Genomic DNA, 14,498 nt, shown 5'->3' with positions numbered 1-14,498 from the left:
TCCGCGCATGCGCACCGGCACACGGCTGGGGATCGATGTCGGGGACGCTCGGGTCGGGGTCTCGACGAGCGACCCCTCCGGGCTCCTGGCGACTCCGGTCGAGACGGTGGCCCGTGACCTCGAGCACGACGGCGACATCGATCGGGTCGTCGAGCTGGCCGTGGAGCTGTCGGTGATCGAGGTCGTCGTCGGCCTGCCGCGGTCGCTCGACGGCGGGGAGGGGCCCGCTGCACGCAGCGTGCGGGACTGGGCGCAGTCGCTGCGCTCCGCCCTGCACGGAGCGCCGATCGGGAACACGCCGATCCGCCTGGTGGACGAACGCCTCTCGACGGTGGATGCTCATCGAGGTCTGCGGGACAGTGGCGTGGCCGGTCGCAACCATCGTCAGGTGGTCGACCAGGCGGCCGCGGTGCTCATCCTGCAGACGGCGCTGGACACGGAGCGCGCAACCGGTGGACCCCCCGGGGAACGGGTCGGTCGGCCGCGCCGACGCACACCGCGGAAGGGCGATGACGCATGACCGGGCTCGACGACAACATCTTCGACGACGGTGCGCACGAGGTCCGGGACGACCGGGACGGTGGACCGCACCCGACCCGGGCCGAGCGACGCCGGGGCCGGCGTGAGCGCGGGCGTCGCCCACCGGACGCCGCCCGAGGTGGCGGTCGCCGGCGAGGCGCGTCCTGCCTCGCGGTGCTCCTGGCGGGTGCCCTCGTGCTGGCCGCAGGGTGGTTCGCCCTCGGGTCCCTGCGTTCGCTGCTGCCCGGGTGGGGTGAGTCCGACGACTACGCAGGTCCGGGGAGCGGCAAGGTCGAGGTCGTCATCGACTCCGGCGCGTCCGGGGCGGTGATCGGCCAGACCCTGCAGGAGGCGGATGTCGTGAAGACTACGAGCAGCTTCACCGCGGTGGCCAGGGCGGAGCCGGAGCAGGCCGCCTCGATCCAGCCCGGGACCTACGTGATGCGGCAGAAGATGTCGGCCACCGACGCCTTCGACCGTCTCCTCGACCCGGCCAACCGCGTGGCCAAGGGCGTCACCCTCCGCGAGGGCCTGTGGCGCTCGGAGATCTACGAGCGTCTCTCCGAGGGCACCGACGTGCCCGTGGAGGAGTACGAGCAGGCCGAGGAGTCGGAGGAGCTCGAGCTGCCCCCGCAGGCGGAGGGCGAGGTCGAGGGGTGGCTCTTCCCCTCCACCTACGAGTTCGCCGACGACGCGAGCGCCGTGCAGCAGATGAACACGATGATCAGCCAGACGGTGTCGCAGCTGGAGGAGGCCGGCGTCCCGAAGGACGAGTGGGAACGCACCCTCACCGTCGCCTCGATCGTCGAGGGCGAGGCCGGGGCGGCGGATCGACGGAAGGTCGCCCGCGTGGTCGAGAACCGCCTCGACGACCCCGCGGGCCCGACCCGCGGGATGCTGCAGATGGACTCGACGGTGCACTACCTGCTGCAGAAGCGGGGGACGATCACGACCTCCGACAAGGAGCGCAACACCGACAGCCCGTACAACACGTACACGAACCAGGGGCTGCCTCCGGGACCGATCAACAACCCCGGTGCCGCCGCCATCGACGCCGCAGGCAACCCGGCCGAGGGCGACTGGCTCTTCTTCGTCACCGTGGACCCGTCCACGGGCGAGACGAAGTTCGCCGAGACGCAGGCCGAGCACGAACGCAATGTCCAGGAGTTCTGCCGCAACACGGGTAGCTGTGAGTGACCCCGTCCGCTCACGACGGACCCTGCGCGCAGGGGTTCTCGGGTCCCCGGTCGCGCACTCGTTGTCGCCGACCCTGCACCGGGCCGGGTACGTCGCGGCCGGATTGACGGACTGGACCTACACGGCGCACGAGGTGGACGAAGGGGGTCTGACCCCCTTCGTCGCCGACCTCACCGAGGACTGGCGGGGCCTGAGCCTGACGATGCCGCTGAAGGTCGCCGCCACCGGACTCGCCGAGAGCGTCACCGACACCGCCCGGGCCGCCCGGGCCATCAACACCCTCGTGCGCACGGACACCGGGTGGGCCGCCGACAACACCGACGTCCACGGCATCACGGCGGCCCTGCGTGAGGCGGGCGTCGACGGTGTCGACCGGGCGACCGTGGTCGGGTCCGGAGCGACCGCACGCTCGGCGGTGCTGGCCCTGACGGACCTGGGCGCCACGCGCATCACCGTCGCCGCCCGCACCCCACAGCGGGCGGAGGCGCTGCGCGACGTCGCCGAGGTGGGGCTCGAGATCGTGCCGATCGAGCGCTGGTCGCGCACGGGCGCTCCGGCCGTGATCTCGACCCTGCCGGGCGGCGAGGCCAACGCCGCCGCCGCGGGCCACATCGACGACGGACTCGCCGGGGCCACCGTCCTGGACGTCGTCTACGCGGACTGGCCGACGCCCCTTGCCCGCGCGGCCGCCGACCACGGCGCCCGGGTCGTCTCCGGCCTGGAGATGCTCGTCCACCAGGCCGCGCGGCAGTTCGAGCTGTTCACCGGGAAGAGCGCGCCGGTGGCGGCGATGCAGGCAGCCGGGCTCGCTGCACTGGGCCAAACCCCGGACGCCTGAGTCGACGGGCCGGTCGGGATGCGAGGATTTGGCCCATGTTGCGTTGGTTGACCGCCGGTGAGTCGCACGGACAGGCCCTCGTGGCGACCCTCGAGGGACTGCCCGCGGGGGTGGAGGTGAGGACGTCCGACGTCGCCGACGCCCTGGCCCGACGCCGCCTGGGCTACGGGCGCGGGGCCCGGATGACGTTCGAGCGGGACGAGGTGACCTTCCTCGGCGGGGTGCGCCACGGACGCACCCTCGGCTCACCCCTGGCCGTGATGATCGGGAACACCGAGTGGCCCAAGTGGGAGGCGGTCATGGGCGCGGACCCGGTTGATGATGTCGAGTTGGCTCGGTCGAACGACATCGGCGCCGAGAAAGAGCTGGCCCGCAACAAGCCGCTGACCCGCCCCCGACCCGGTCACGCCGACCTCGTCGGCATGCAGAAGTACGGCTTCGACGAGGCCCGCCCGGTACTCGAGCGCGCCTCGGCCCGGGAGACCGCGGCCCGCGTCGCCCTCGGCGAGGTCGCGGAGCGGTTCCTCGAGCAGGCCTACGGCATCCGCCTCGTCGCGCACACCGTCGCCATCGGCGAGGGGGCGGCCCCGGCCGACGGTCCGCTGCCGACCCCCGACGACGTCGAGGCGCTCGACGCCGACCCCGTGCGCGCGTGGACCCGGGAGGGAACCGACGCGATGGTGGCCGAGATCGAGGCGGCCAAGAAGGACGGCGACACCCTCGGCGGCGTCGTCGAGGTCCTTGCCCACGACGTCCCCCCGGGACTGGGCAGCCACGTCCACTGGGACCGCCGGCTGGACTCCCGGCTCGCCGGTGCCCTCATGGGCATCCAGGCGATCAAGGGTGTCGAGGTCGGCGACGGCTTCACCACTGCGCGGCGTCGCGGCTCGGCGGCGCATGACGAGATGGAACGTGATGCCGACGGCACCATTCGCCGGCGCACCGGCCGTGCCGGTGGCACCGAGGGGGGAATGAGCACCGGTGACGTGTTGCGCGTGCGTGCGGCGATGAAGCCGATCAGCACCGTCCCGCGTGCCCTCGACACGGTCGACGTCGCGGGCCCTGACCCGGCGACGGCGATTCACCAGCGATCCGACGTCTGCGCCGTCCCGGCCGCAGGCGTCGTCGCCCAGGCGATGGTCGCCCTCGTCCTCGCGCAGGCCTGCGTGGAGAAGTTCGGCGGCGACTCCGTGGCGGAGACCGCGCGCAACCACCGCGCCTACCTCGCGTCGATCCCGGAGCTGATGCGGTCGTGGGACGCGTGAGCGCGGTGGGTGCCCCCTTCGTCGTCGTCATCGGTCCGCCCGGCGTGGGCAAGTCGACCGTGGCGGTCGGCATCGCCGAGCGCACCGGCCGTCGGGTCGTCGACACCGACTCCCTCGTCGAGGAGCGCGAAGGCAGGTCCGTCCCCGACCTGTTCATCGAGAGCGGCGAGCAGTACTTCCGCGAGGCCGAGCAGCGTGCGGTGATCGACTCGCTGGCCGAGGACGGGATCGTCCTGGCCCTCGGGGGTGGCGCGCCGATGACGGCTGCGGTCGCCGAGGCGCTCGCCGGCCATCGGGTCCTCTTCCTCGACGTCGGCGTCGCCGACGCCGCCAAGCGCCTGGGCTTCAACCGGTCCCGGCCCCTCCTGGCGGTCAACCCGCGCCAGTCGTGGATCGCCGCGATGGAGGAGCGCCGCCCGAGGTACGAGGGCCTGGCCCGGTGGCGGGTCGACACCGCCGGGCGCGACGCCGAGTCGGTGGTCGACGAGGCAGTGCCCCTGCTGCAGGCGGAGGCATGAGCGACATGACGACCGTGCCGGTCGGGCAGGAGTACGACGTCCTCGTCGGCCCCGGGGTCTCCTCGGGCGTTGCCCGGGTGCTGCCCGTCGGTGTCGGGCGCGTGCTGGTCGTCCACGGTGAGCCCCTGGGACACCTGGCCGAGCCGGTGGCCACCTCCCTTCGCGCGGCCGGACTCGACGTGCACCTCGCCGCGGTTCCCGATGCCGAGGCGGCGAAGACCGTCACGGTCGCCGCCGACCTGTGGGCGCGCATGGGGCAGGCCGGATTCACCCGCGGCGACGCCGTCGTCGCCGTCGGTGGTGGCAGTGTCACCGACCTCGGAGGATGGGTGGCCGCGGCCTGGTTGCGTGGCGTGACCGTGGTCCACGTGCCCACCACGGTGCTCGGCATGGTCGATGCTGCGGTCGGAGGCAAGACCGGGATCAACACCGCCGAGGGCAAGAACCTCGTCGGTGCCTTCCACCCTCCGGCGGCGGTCCTGTGCGACCTCGACCACGTGTCCTCGTTGCCGCCCGCAGACCTGGCTGCCGGCCTGGCAGAGGCCGTCAAGTGCGGTTTCATCGCCGACCCGCGGATCCTCGAGATCGTCGAGAGCGACGCTGCCGGCGTGCAGGAGCCCGGCTCGCCCGCCCTGCGAGAGGTCATCGAGCGCACGATCGCCGTCAAGGCCGAGGTCGTCGCCGCTGACCTGCGCGAGTCGAACCTGCGCGAGATCCTCAACTACGGGCACACGCTCGGCCATGCGGTCGAGCACCACGAGCGGTACCGGATGCGCCACGGCGAGGCCGTCGCCGTCGGGATGGTCTTTGCTGCCGAGCTGGCCCACCGCACCGGTCACATCGACAAGGCCCTGCTCCAACGGCACCGCTACGTCCTCGGCCTGCTCGGCCTGCCCACGACGTATGCCCGGGCCGACTTCGACGACCTGCTGGCCGCGCTGCGGCGGGACAAGAAGACCCGGGGGGACACGCTGCGGTTCGTCGTCCTCGACGGGCTGACGCGGCCCACGCGTCTCGAGGGGCCGGACGAGGTCCTGCTGCGGGAGGCGTACGCCGCCCTGGCGTGAGAGTCCTGCTGGGTCAGCCGTCCAGGTCGGCCACGTGCACGGTGATCGCGACCTGGACCCGGTTGTCGGCGCCGAGCTTGTCGAGGATGCGCCCGACGTGCGCCTTGACCGTCGCGACGCTGAGGAAGAGCTGCCCGGCGATCTGCGCATTGGACCGGCCCGCGCCGACCGCCCGGGCGACCTCGAGCTCGCGCTCGGTGAGCGTGGCGAGCCGTTCCCGCGCGGCGGAGCGCGAGGTGTCGCAGCCGTGGCGTGCGGCGCCACGGACGGTCTCCAGCACCTGGGAGGTGACGCTGGGGGAGAGGATCGACTGACCGGCCGCGACGAGCCGGACGGCCTCGATGAGCCGGGCCGGGGGAGTGTCCTTGAGCAGGAACCCGTCTGCCCCGTGCTGGAGCGCCCGCATCACGTCGTCGTCGGCGTCGAAGGTCGTCAGGACGATGACCTTGCTCGGGGAGCCGCTGCGCACCAGCTGCTCGGTCGCGGAGAGACCGTCGAGCCGCGGCATCCGGATGTCCATGAGCACGACGTCGGGGCAGTGCTCGGCGATGACCGACAGGCCGGCTCGGCCATCCGGGGCCTGGCCGACGACGGAGATCTCGGGGTCACCGCCGAGGATCATCGACAGGGCGGTACGCACCATCGCGTCGTCGTCGACGAGCACGACTCGGATCGGGGTCATGGCGGCCACGGTAGCCACACGCGGAGCCGGTGCTCGTCCTCGCCCACCCAGCCGTGCTGCATCCGTCCCCCGGACAGCTCGACCCGTTCGGCCAGCCCGAGCAGGCCGAGACCGGAGGTCGGGACGTCGGGCGCGACGCCGACCGTACGCGGGTTGCGCACCCCGATGTGCAGCTCCCCACCGGGTCGGCCGGCGAGAGTGATCTCCACCGTGGCTCCGGGAGCGTGCTTGCGGGCGTTGGTCAGTCCTTCCTGGGCGACCCGGTAGGCGGTGCGGCTGATCGTCTCGGGGACGGCAGCCGCGTCGAGGCCGCCCGTCTCGACGGTGACCCGCGTGCCCGCCGAGGTGGCACCGTCGACCAGCTCCGGCAGGTCGGTCAAGGTGCTCTGGGGGCGAAGCGACCCATGGCCCTCCGGGTCGCGCAGGACCCCGAGCACCTCACGCAGATCGGTCAGGGCCGCTCGCGCGTTGCTGTCGATCGCGGCCACGGCGTCGCGCCGCTCGGCCTCGGGCAGGTCGTCCCGGTAGGCGAGTACACCGGAGTGCATCGTCACCAGTGAGATGCGGTGGGCGAGCACGTCGTGCATCTCCCGGGCGATCCGGGTGCGCTCGGTGCTCTGGGCCTGTTCCACCCGGGCCCGCTGCTCGGCTTCCGCGGTGCGGGCCCGGTCGACCCAGGAGCGCACGAGCGCGCGGCGCGAGCCGATCGAGTAGCCCACGGCGACGACGATGCCGGTCGCCAGGATGCTGAAGCCGGCCTCGAAGAGCAGCGGCAGGGGCTCCGGGTCGGGATAGAAGAACCGGGTCAGCACGAGGCCCCCAGCAGTGGTGAGCACGCCGACGGGGATGATCTCCCGCCACCGCTGGCGAGTCGCGAGGGAGGCGAGCACCACCGTCTGCGGGCCGACCGCCGCCGCGGAGACCGCAGTGAGGGCGGTGGTGGCCACCGCGATGCGCACCGGCCAGCGGCGTCGCAGCAGGAGCAGTCCCAGGGCCACGAGACCCAGGATCGGGTCGACGACGACGAGCCACAGGCCGGGCAGGAGCGCCGGATCGCTGTCCGCCTCGGGGAAGACGACGGCGGTGGTGAGGAGCCAGAGCACGCCGCCGATGAGCAGCGCAGCAGCGACCCGCCACGTCGTGCCCCACCGGGTGAGCCGGTTGGGGTCACGCTCCTCGGGCGCTGCCGTCCTCGTCGTCACGACCCAACCGTAGGCCGGGGCCGGGGATCGCGGATCCACACCCCGGGCGGGGCGGACGACGTCGACCCCCTCCGAAAGTCGTAGGTGAGGTCGAGACCCGGGGCGGATGTGCTCGCGCCCGGTCCCCCCGCATGCTGGGGGACATGATCGCGGTAGAGAACCTCACCAAGCGCTACGGCGGGCTCGTCGCCGTCGACGACATCACCTTCGAGGTCCGGCCCGGCAGCGTCACCGGCTTCCTCGGACCCAACGGGGCCGGCAAGTCCACCGCCATGCGGATGATGACGGGACTGACCCCACCCACGAGCGGGCGGGCGAGCGTCCTGGGCCGCGCCTACAAGGAGCTGCCGACTCCGGGTCGGCACGTGGGCGTGATGCTGGATGCCTCCGCGCAGCACCCGGGACGCACTGGTCGTGAGGTGCTGCGCCTGGCTGCCATGCACCTCAGGCTCGGCACCGACGAGGTCCGTCGGGCCCTGGACCGCGTCGGCCTCACCGAGAAGGAGTCCGCCCGGCGGGTGCGCAACTACTCGCTCGGGATGCGTCAACGCCTGGGCCTGGCGGCCGCGCTGCTCGGGCGCCCGCAGGTGCTCATCCTCGACGAGCCCGCCAACGGACTCGACCCCCAGGGCATCCACTGGATGCGGGGTCTGTTGCGCGACTTCGCCGACGCCGGTGGCACCGTGCTGCTCTCCTCGCACCTGCTCAGCGAGGTGCAGGTCATCGCCGACGAGATCGTGATGATCGGTCGTGGTCGGATCGTCACCCGGGGGCGCACGAGCGAGTTGCTCGACGCACGCGGGACCCGGGTGCGCTCCCTCGACGACGCTCGGCTGGCCACCGCGCTGGAGGTGGCCGGCCACTCCGTCACCACCGACCGATCCGGTCTGGTGGTGCCGGCTCCGCCGGAGGCGGTCGGACGAACCGCCCTGGACGCCGGAGTCGTCCTGCTCGAGCTGCGCGCCGGTGGAGCCGGCGGCCTCGAGGAGATGTTCCTGGAGATCACCGCCGCCGACGCACGTGAAGGAGCAGCGGCATGAGCGCCATCACCGCAACCACCAACGACACGCCCTGCGCGCTGCCCGCCCTCGAGGACGTCGGGAAGGTCTCCTTCCTGCGGCTCGTGGCCATCGAGCTGCGCAAGTCGGTCAACACCCGCGCCGGGATGTGGCTGATGATCGTCATGACCGGCCTCTCGCTCGTGGTCGTGGGCGCCTCCGCCATCTGGGGCCCGGACGAGGGCCACACCCTCGGATCCTTCCTCGCAGTCACGGCGATTCCGTTGATGATGCTGCTGCCGATCGTGGGGATCATGCTCGCCACCCAGGAGTGGAGCACCCGCACCGGGCTGGTCACCTTCACCCTGGAGCCGCGTCGTGGCCTGGTCATTGCCGCGAAGCTGGTCGCCTCGGCCGTCCTCGGGCTCCTGGTCATCGCCGCCGCCTTCGTGGCGGCCGGCCTCGTCACAGCCCTCGTGGGCGGCGAGTGGACCCTGTCCGGGGTCTCCGCCGGCGGCATGGTGCTTGCGACGGTCATCTTCGTCCTGCAGGGCGCGGCGTTCGGACTGGCCTTCCTCAACACGCCCTTCGCCATCGTTGCCTCGCTCGTGCTGCCCACCGCGTGGACCATCGCGTCGAGCCTCATCTCGGCGCTGAGTGACGTCGCCGGGTGGCTCAACCTCGAGCAGCCGACCGGCATGCTCATCTCGGGTGCCGAGATGAGCGGTGAGAACTGGGCACAGCTGGGCACCGCGAGCCTGGTCTGGGTCGGGCTGCCGATCGCCGTCGGCACCTGGCGGGTGCTCACCCGCGAGGTGAAGTAACCCACACAGGCATCGGCCCGGTCACGTCAGGGGGTGACCGGGCCGAGTCGTGCGCACGCACTCAGACGACGGTGACCTCCGGGCGGCGGCGCGTCTCGCCACAGGTGGCCGTGCCGGACATGAGGTCGACGATCTGCGCGGCATCCGTCTCGTTGAGGGTGCCCCAGCCGCTCCGGTATCCGTAGATGTCGCCGAGCGGGACCGCGGTGCGGTGGCCGTCGAGGATCTCGATGTCGTCGACGGTGAGCAGGCTCGGGTGCCAGACCCCACATGCCTCGGAGACCTTGAGCAGGTCCCGGCGAAGGGTGCGCACGTAGTTGTCGAGACGATTGGCCTTCAGCATCGGGTCGAGACCCCGCTCCAGCCACGGGTTCTGCGTGGCGACGCCGGTGGGGCAGCGGTCGGTGTGGCACTTCTGCGCCTGGATGCAGCCGACGGAGAGCATGGCCTCGCGCGCGACGCTGACCATGTCGGCCCCGAGGGCGAACGCCACGAGCGCGTTCTCGGGCAGGCCGAGCTTTCCGCTGCCGATCCAGGTGACCCGGTCGGTCAGGCCGGCCTCGGCGAAGAGGGAGTAGACCCGCGTGAAGGCGAGCCGGTAGGGCAGGGCCACCGCGTCGGTGAACACGAGGGGGGCCGCGCCGGTCCCCCCTTCGCCCCCGTCGATCTGGATGTAGTCCACGCCCCGTTGCCCATCGGCCATCTGCTCGACGAGTCCCTCCCAGAGACCCGAGCCGCCGACCGCCGACTTGATCCCCACGGGCAGGCCGGTCTCCTGGGCGATCAGCTCGACGAAGTCGAGCATGGAGTCCACGTCGTGGAACTCGCTGTGCCGGGCCGGGCTGGCGCAGTCCCGGTCCTGGCGGATGCCGCGGGTGCGGGCGATCTCCTCGGAGATCTTCTCCGCGGGCAGGTGACCGCCCAGGCCGGGCTTGGCGCCCTGGCTGAGCTTGATCTCGATCGCCTTCACCGGTGCTGACTCGACGACGTCCTTGAGCATGGCCAGGTCGAAACGGCCGGTCGAGTCGCGGCACCCGAAGTAGGCGGTCCCGATCTGGAAGATCAGGTCGCCGCCCTGGCGGTGGTAGGGGGAGAGGGAGCCCTCGCCGGTGTTGTGCAGGATCCCGGCCTGCTTGGCGCCCCTGTTCAGCGCGGTGATGGCATTGCCGGAGAGGGAGCCGAAGCTCATCGCCGAGATGTTGACCACGGACTCCGGGCGGAAGGCGTGGCGGCGCCCGCGGGGCGCCCCGAGGACCTTCGCGGACGGGAGGGTGATCCGATGGGAGTCGGTGATCGAGCTGGAGGCGGCCACGTCGGAGAAGGTGCGGTGCTTGAAGATCGCGTAGCCGTCGAGGTGCTCCGTGTCGTTGTCGGTGCCGAAGCCGGTGTAGTTGTTCTGCCGCTTCGACGACGCATACACCCAAGTGCGTTGGTCCCGGCTGAAGGGTCGCTCCTCGTCGTTGCTGGTGACGATGTACTGCCGCAACTCCGGCCCGATCCGCTCCAGCAGATAGCGCGCATTGGCGACGACGGGGAAGTTCCGGCTGAGCGCGTGCCTCCGCTGGAGAAGATCGCGGGCGGCGATCCCGACGGTTCCGGCGGCGAGCGTGCTGAGGAGGGCCTTGGACTTCATGTCCGCCATCCTGCACCCTCGCGAGCAGATCCCGGTCGTCGGAGGGGCGTGCGTGTGTGGATGCGCGTCGGCCGGGCCCCTGTCGGCGGTTAGGATGCTGTGCGGCCCACGTGCGCCGGATGGGCGCGCGGGGATGACAACGACTCCGACGCGAAGGCGAGCAGCACGTGGCATCGACGAACGACCTCAAGAACGGCATGGTCCTCAACCTCGAGGGGCAGCTGTGGACCGTCGTGGAGTTCCAGCACGTCAAGCCCGGCAAGGGTCCGGCCTTCGTGCGCACGAAGCTGAAGAACGTCACCAGCGGCAAGAGCATCGACAAGACCTTCAACGCGGGGACCAAGGTCGAGACGTCCAACGTCGACAAGCAGACGATGCAGTACCTGTACAACGACGGTACCGATTTCATCTTCATGGACCCGGGCACCTTCGACCAGATCCCGGTCACGCCCGAGGTCATGGGTGACGCCAGCAAGTTCCTCCTGGAGAACAACGAGGCGGTCGTGGCCCGGCACGAGGGCAACGTCCTCTACGTCGAGCTGCCGCCGTCGGTCGAGCTCGAGATCACCTACACCGAGCCCGGTCTGCAGGGTGACCGCTCCACGGGTGGGTCCAAGTCGGCCACCCTCGAGACCGGCGCCGAGATCTCGGTGCCGCTCTTCCTGGAGCAGGGCACCCGCGTGAAGGTCGACACCCGCGACGGTTCCTACCTCGGTCGCGTGAACTGAGTGAGCGCACGCACCAAGGCCCGCAAGCGGGCCATCGACCTGCTCTTCGAGGCCGAGTCACGAGACATCAACGCCGGTGAGCTGGCGCAGGAGCGGGCCGAGCGACCCGTGACCCCGGCGCCGTTGAACCCCTACACGATCACCGCGGTCCGCGGGGTCGTCGCGCACTGGAGCGACATCAACGATGCGCTGACCACCTACAGCCAGGGCTGGAGCCTCGAGCGGATGCCCGACGTGGACCGTGCGATCCTGCGCCTGGGCGCCTGGGAGATCCTCTACGGTGAGGACGTGCCCGACGAGGTCGCCGTCAGCGAAGCCGTCGGGCTGGCCACCGAGCTGAGCACCGACGAGTCGCCCCGCTTCATCAACGGTCTGCTCGCGCGGATCGTGGAGGTCAAGCCGACGCTCGTGTGAACCGTCCCACCCCGCCCCAGGAGGCCGCAGTGCAGCAGTCACCGAGCACCACCCAGGACCCCGGAGTCAATGACCGCGGGGCGGTGATCGGCGACGGCATCACCTGGTTGGCCAGGTGGTCGCTGCGCCTGCTCCTCGTCGCGGTCGGAGCAGCCGTGTGCTGGTGGCTCCTCGGCGTCCTGTGGGTCGGGGTCTTCCCGGTGATCCTGGCGCTGATCGTCACGACCGTCCTGTCGGGCCCCATGTCCTGGCTACGCCGTCGCCGGGTGCCGTCGGCGCTGGGAGCTGCGCTCGTCCTCCTCGGTTCGCTCATGATCTTCTTCGGCGTGCTCGGCGCGATCGCCCCGTCGATGATCAGTCAGGCCGGTGACCTCGCCGACTCGGCGGCGGAGGGTCTGACCAGCCTGCAGGAACGCCTGGCGCAGCCACCCTTCAACGTCGACAGCCAGACCATCGACCAAGGGGTCACCACGGCGACGCAGTGGTTGCAGGAGCGTGGCGGTGACATCGCCTCGGGGGCACTGACCGGGGCGTCGGCCGTGGGCAGCGGCCTGGTGACGCTCGTCCTCGTCCTCGTCCTCGTCTTCTTCTTCCTCAAGGACGGGCCGGCCTTTCTCCCCTTCGTCCGTGGCGTCTCCGGCGAGCGCGCCGGAGACCACTTCACCGAGGTCGCGACCCGCGCCTGGAACACCCTCGGCGGCTTCGTGCGCACCCAGGCGCTGGTGTCACTGGTGGACGCCGTCCTCATCGGGGCCGGACTGCTCCTGCTCGGCGTCCCGCTCGCCTTCCCGCTGGCGGTGCTCACCTTCTTCGGGGGGTTCATCCCGATCATCGGTGCCTTCTCCGTCGGTGCCCTCTCGGTCCTCGTCGCGCTCGTCGCGCAGGGTCCGACCACGGCCCTGCTCGTGCTGGCGCTGATCATCGCGGTGCAGCAGCTCGAGGGCAACGTCCTGCAACCCTTCCTCCAAGGACGCTCGATGCAGCTGCACGCCGGGGTCATCCTCCTCGCGGTGGCCGTGGGCGGCACCGTCGCCGGCATCGTCGGTGCCTTCCTCTCCGTCCCGATCGCGGCCGTGGGTGCGGTCGTGCTGCGCTACCTCAGCGAGCAGGCCAACCTGCGCTCCGGCTCGGTCCGCGCGGACGGCGTCCCCACGGAGACCGCCGAGGGGCGACGGGCGGCCGCCCGTGCCGAGCAGGCCGCCGTCGTGGCCCGTGCCAGGGCCGAGCGAGCGGCCCGGGAGGACGCCCGCGTCGGTGTGGGCGTCGACGGGGTGCCGGCGCGGCGTCGCGGCCTCTTCGTCGGGATCGCCGACCGGCTCTTCGGCTGAGCGGGCCCCGAAAGACCACCTCCCGGGGCGCTCGGGCAGGATCGGGGGATGCCCTCCGACTCCGCTGCGACCGTGCGGCCGGTCCTGCCCGGCGACCCGGCGCTGGCCGACCTCGCTGCCATCGAGGACGCGGGCCTGCCGATGTTCACCGAGATCATGGACACCTCCGGCTGGCGACCTGCACCCACCGGCGCGGCACGGGCCGAGCGGGCCGGGTTCCTGCTCGTCGCGGGAGAGCCGCCGGAGGGATTCGTCCACGTGCTCGACCTCGACGGTCACGCCCACCTCGAGCAGCTCTCGGTCCGACCGGACCGGATGCGTGCAGGAGTCGGCCGCGCACTCGTGCGCGCGGCCCTGATCGAGGCGGCTCGTCGCGGTCACGACGAGCTGACCCTGTGCACCTATGTCGACGTCGCGTGGAACGCTCCCTTCTACCGCCAGCTGGGGTTCCGCGAGGTCGAGGAGGCCCACGCGCCCGAGTCGGTCCTGGCGATCCGGGCACAGGAGCGCGCCGCCGGCCTGGACGACGGGGGCCGCCGGGTCATCATGCGCGTCCCCCTGGCGACGACCGTCGTCGAACCCCGCCCGGCGGTCAGTGTCATCCCCCTGCGCGACGGGACGCAGGGGCTGGAGGTCTTCGTCCAGCACCGGCAGGCCACCATGGACTTCGCCGCCGGAGCCGTGGTCTTTCCCGGCGGACGGTGCGACGCCGCGGACACCGCTGCCGGGCATCGCCTCCCCCTGCCTGCCGGCGTGCTCGACGACCACGTACGACGCTGGGCCGCGACCAGTTCCGGCGCCCGTGCCGTGGAGGCGCGGACACTGCTCGCCACGGGGCTGCGCGAGCTGCAGGAGGAGACCGGGCTGGTGGCCGACCCGAGCGCGCTCGTGCCGTGGGACCGCTGGGTCACCCCGGAGATCGTCCCCACGCGCTTCGACGTCGCCTTCTACGTCCTGCACGTGCCCCGGGATGCGGTGAGCCAGCCCCGGCACTCCACGACCGAGGCCACCCGGTCCGGCTGGGAGCCGGTGGTGCATCTGCTGGAGGGGCTGGAGACCGGACGGGTGACGATGCTGACCCCGACCCGGGTCATCGTCGAGGAGCTCGCCTGGCTCGGCGTCGTGGACGCCGTCATGGCGCTCCGCCCCGTCATCACGACGGTGCGTGACGACCACCCGGCCGCACGACCGAGGCCGGGGGGCGAACCACGGACCGGTGTGCGGCCGCCCCGGCAGGGGCGGTAGGGTCGAGCCGATCGGCACCCCGATCGACATCCTTTAACCG

15 protein-coding genes are annotated in these 14,498 nt (G+C 71.8%); 12 read left to right on the top strand and 3 right to left on the bottom strand.

Going from position 1 to position 14,498, the window contains the following annotated elements:
* Window positions 1-7 precede the first annotated feature (7 nt).
* Genes ruvX through aroB form a run of 6 tightly spaced genes read left to right on the top strand, consistent with a single transcriptional unit; the run spans window position 8 to window position 5,404 of the window.
* On the top strand, window positions 8-520 hold the full coding sequence (gene ruvX / locus V1351_RS09075; RefSeq protein WP_338747838.1) for a Holliday junction resolvase RuvX: 513 nt from the start codon (window positions 8-10) through the stop codon (window positions 518-520).
* Window positions 517-1,716: an endolytic transglycosylase MltG gene (mltG, locus tag V1351_RS09070; protein ID WP_338747837.1), complete on the top strand. Its 1,200-nt coding sequence runs from the start codon at window positions 517-519 to the stop codon at window positions 1,714-1,716. The genes ruvX and mltG overlap by 4 nt, the downstream gene beginning before the upstream one ends.
* Window positions 1,709-2,554, top strand: a complete 846-nt coding sequence (locus tag V1351_RS09065; protein ID WP_338747836.1) for a shikimate dehydrogenase — start codon at window positions 1,709-1,711, stop codon at window positions 2,552-2,554. The genes mltG and V1351_RS09065 overlap by 8 nt, the downstream gene beginning before the upstream one ends.
* 35 nt (window positions 2,555-2,589) lie before the next feature.
* Window positions 2,590-3,819 (top strand): chorismate synthase, encoded by a 1,230-nt coding sequence (aroC, locus tag V1351_RS09060; RefSeq protein WP_338747835.1) that lies wholly within the window; start codon window positions 2,590-2,592, stop codon window positions 3,817-3,819.
* Window positions 3,807-4,337 carry a shikimate kinase gene (locus tag V1351_RS09055; protein WP_338747834.1) on the top strand — a complete coding sequence of 177 codons (531 nt, stop codon included), beginning with the start codon at window positions 3,807-3,809 and terminating at the stop codon, window positions 4,335-4,337. The genes aroC and V1351_RS09055 overlap by 13 nt, the downstream gene beginning before the upstream one ends.
* Window positions 4,334-5,404: a 3-dehydroquinate synthase gene (gene aroB, locus V1351_RS09050; protein ID WP_338747833.1), complete on the top strand. Its 1,071-nt coding sequence runs from the start codon at window positions 4,334-4,336 to the stop codon at window positions 5,402-5,404. Before V1351_RS09055 ends, aroB begins: the two co-directional genes overlap by 4 nt.
* Window positions 5,405-5,417: 13 nt before the next feature.
* Here the strand turns inward: aroB and V1351_RS09045 are convergent, their stop codons facing one another.
* Entirely contained in the window at window positions 5,418-6,086 is a 669-nt protein-coding gene (locus V1351_RS09045) for a response regulator transcription factor (RefSeq protein WP_338747832.1), read from the bottom strand.
* A complete protein-coding gene (locus V1351_RS09040) occupies window positions 6,083-7,288 on the bottom strand; it encodes a sensor histidine kinase (RefSeq protein ID WP_338747831.1) in 1,206 nt (401 codons plus the stop codon). Before V1351_RS09040 ends, V1351_RS09045 begins: the two co-directional genes overlap by 4 nt.
* Window positions 7,289-7,431: 143 nt before the next feature.
* Here V1351_RS09040 and V1351_RS09035 point away from each other — a divergent pair, with 143 nt between their 5' ends.
* Window positions 7,432-8,328: an ABC transporter ATP-binding protein gene (locus tag V1351_RS09035; protein WP_338747830.1), complete on the top strand. Its 897-nt coding sequence runs from the start codon at window positions 7,432-7,434 to the stop codon at window positions 8,326-8,328.
* Window positions 8,325-9,110, top strand: a complete 786-nt coding sequence (locus tag V1351_RS09030) for an ABC transporter permease (RefSeq protein ID WP_338747829.1) — start codon at window positions 8,325-8,327, stop codon at window positions 9,108-9,110. The genes V1351_RS09035 and V1351_RS09030 overlap by 4 nt, the downstream gene beginning before the upstream one ends.
* A gap of 61 nt (window positions 9,111-9,171) precedes the next feature.
* On the opposite strand, the gene V1351_RS09025 is transcribed toward V1351_RS09030, so the two are convergent.
* Window positions 9,172-10,743: an FMN-binding glutamate synthase family protein gene (locus V1351_RS09025; protein ID WP_338747828.1), complete on the bottom strand. Its 1,572-nt coding sequence runs from the start codon at window positions 10,741-10,743 to the stop codon at window positions 9,172-9,174.
* Window positions 10,744-10,910: 167 nt separating this feature from the next.
* Here V1351_RS09025 and efp point away from each other — a divergent pair, with 167 nt between their 5' ends.
* The 4 genes from efp to V1351_RS09005 are packed head-to-tail and all read left to right on the top strand — an operon-like array spanning window position 10,911 to window position 14,458.
* Window positions 10,911-11,471, top strand: a complete 561-nt coding sequence (gene efp / locus V1351_RS09020; RefSeq protein WP_338747827.1) for an elongation factor P — start codon at window positions 10,911-10,913, stop codon at window positions 11,469-11,471.
* The gene (gene nusB / locus V1351_RS09015) at window positions 11,472-11,885 is read left to right on the top strand and encodes a transcription antitermination factor NusB (protein WP_338747826.1); all 414 of its coding nucleotides are present in this window, start codon (window positions 11,472-11,474) and stop codon (window positions 11,883-11,885) included.
* 29 nt (window positions 11,886-11,914) lie between these two features.
* Window positions 11,915-13,213, top strand: a complete 1,299-nt coding sequence (locus V1351_RS09010) for an AI-2E family transporter (RefSeq protein WP_338747825.1) — start codon at window positions 11,915-11,917, stop codon at window positions 13,211-13,213.
* Between the two features lie 48 nt (window positions 13,214-13,261).
* Window positions 13,262-14,458, top strand: a complete 1,197-nt coding sequence (locus V1351_RS09005) for a bifunctional GNAT family N-acetyltransferase/NUDIX hydrolase (RefSeq protein WP_338747824.1) — start codon at window positions 13,262-13,264, stop codon at window positions 14,456-14,458.
* Window positions 14,459-14,498 lie beyond the last annotated feature (40 nt).

Origin of the sequence: Janibacter sp. A1S7 (assembly GCF_037198315.1) — a bacterium.
GTDB lineage: Bacteria > Actinomycetota > Actinomycetes > Actinomycetales > Dermatophilaceae > Janibacter > Janibacter alittae.
Note: the sequence above shows the minus strand (reverse complement) of the source record. Positions and strands in the feature narration are given on the sequence as shown.